We start from the raw sequence: 2,121 nt of genomic DNA on the forward strand, positions 1-2,121 counted from the left end.
GCCTGGTACGGGCCCTGCGCGAACTCGGCCGCCCGGGCCGCGCGGCCCAGGGTGAGAGGGTCTGTCGGCCGGCGGCTGCGGGATCGTCGTGGCTGGTCGCGCAGGTCCCCGCGCCCCTGGAAGGCGGCTGCGCCGCCGTGCAGGGGCGCGAAGCCTACGGCGCGCGGTTCTTCAGTAGTTCTCTCAGGTCTGTCGCCACCGTCGAGTCCGTGTCGTCCAGGATCTCCTGGGCCTGCTCCCACTCGTGGTAGGCCTCCTCCTCGTGGCCGTCGGCGCGGAGCAGCAGCCCCCGCTGGTGCCGGGCCAGGCCGACGGCGTACTGGTCGGCGCGGCGTTCGGCGAGGTCGAGGAGGATGTCGCACTCCTGGGCCGCGCGGCCCGGGCGGCCGAGTTCGCGCAGGGCCCGTACCAGGCCGAGCCGGGACTTGGACTCGCCCTGCCAGTCCTCGTCGTCGCCGAGGATGCGCAGGCTCTGCTCGAAGTTGCGTACGGCGGCGGCCGGTTCGCCGAGGCGGAGGTGGGCGTAGCCGATGTTGCAGTGTGCGGTGTGCCGTACGACGAGACTGTCGGCCATCTCCCCCAGCGCCAGGCTCCGTTCGTGGTGGGCGATGGCGGCGCGCGCGTCCGTGTGCTTGTACAGGTTGCCGAGGTGGCTGAAGGTCACCGCCTCGCCGTACGGGTCGCCCAGTTGCCGGGACAGTTCCAGGCTCTGCCGGAGCGTCTCCTCACTCTCCTCGTACCGGCCGAGGCTCTCCAGCACGAGCCCCCGGTTGTTCAGGCAGCGCCGTACGCACGACACCACTCCGAGGCGGCGCCACAGTTTCAGGCCCTCGTCGTTGAGGGCGAGCGCCTCCGAGGCCCGGCCGGACATGAAGTGCAGCCCCGCGCGGTCGGTGAGGGCGAACGCCTCGGCCTCGTCGTCCCCGAGGGACCTCGCGACGTTCAGCGCGTGCCGTCCGAGCACGTCCAGTTCGGCGAGCCGGCCGCCTCGGTGCAGGTAGGGGAAGAGGTGGCGGACCAGGGTGGGGACGAGTGCCGCCGCCGAACCGGTGCCCCCCGTACCGACCGCGCCTCCGGCACCGCGCACCACTCCCGTGCCGCCGTCGCCGTGGTCGCGGGCGCAGCGCTCCACCAGGGCGACGATGGTGGGGAGTTCGCGGTCGCCCCACGCGAAGGCCTCCTCGGCGGAGGTGAAGGGCGGTTCCGTGGGCGGTTCCGCACCAGGGGGTTCCGCGACGGGGGGTTCCGCAACGGCGGCCGGCGACATCCTCGTACGGAGGCGTTCGTCGCGCTCGTACCCCGGAGGCAGCATCACCAGCAGGCTCTGCCGGGCCCGTCCGGTGTACCAGCGCAGGGCCTGCTCCACGGCCGCGGCGGTCTCGGTGGGGGTGGTCGAGCCCGCGAGTTCGCGGGCGAAGTGGCGGACGAGGTCGTGGGGGACGTACCGGCCGTACGTCGTCTCCTCCAGGAGGGCCACGTCGACGAGGCGGTCGAGGGCGGCCTCCGCGCGGAACTCGTCGGTACCGGTGAGGCGGGCGAGGAGGGGTGCGCCGTAGGCGGGAAGGTCGAGGGCGCCGATGCGACGCAGGGCGTGCGCGGCGTCGCGGTCGGCCTCGCGGTGGGAGGCGCGCAGGGCTTCGTGGGCGACGGCGAGGGAGCGGCGGACGCTCAGGTCGTCGTATTCGAGGTGCTGCAACCGGCTTTCCGTGGCGGCCAGTTGGCCTGCCAGCGCGTCCGGGGTGAGGGCGCGCCGGGCGGCGAGGCGGGCCGCGACCACGCGGAGGGCGAGCGGGAGGCGGCCGGTGAGTTCGACGAGCGGGTGCGCGGCATCCAGGCCCGCCGCGCGGCCCGAGGCGGCCCGCAGCAGGGCCGCGCTCTCGTCGTCCGACAGCGGGGCGAGCGGGAAGCGGTGGGCGCCGTCCAGCGCGGTGAGCGGCGAACGGCTCGTCACGATGACCGCGCAGCCGGGACCCGCCGGGAGGAGGGGGCGCACCTGGGCGGCGGTCGCGGCGTCGTCCAGGACCATCAGGGTGCGGGTGGGCGCGAGGGTCGAGCGCAACAACGCAGCGGCCGCGTACGGGTGTTCGGGGATGCGGCGGGGGGCGGTGCCGAGGTCCCGCA

The 2,121-nt window shown here is 74.8% G+C and carries 1 protein-coding gene; it reads right to left on the bottom strand.

Features of this window, described 5'->3' with window-relative positions; translation table 11 throughout:
* Window positions 1-154: 154 nt before the first annotated feature.
* The coding region (locus tag P1P70_RS43810) for a tetratricopeptide repeat protein (protein ID WP_319247964.1) at window positions 155-2,121 on the bottom strand (1,967 nt) is incomplete at its 5' end.

The sequence above is a fragment of the Streptomyces sp. MB09-02B genome (assembly GCF_033794485.1).
Classification (GTDB): Bacteria; Actinomycetota; Actinomycetes; order Streptomycetales; family Streptomycetaceae; genus Streptomyces.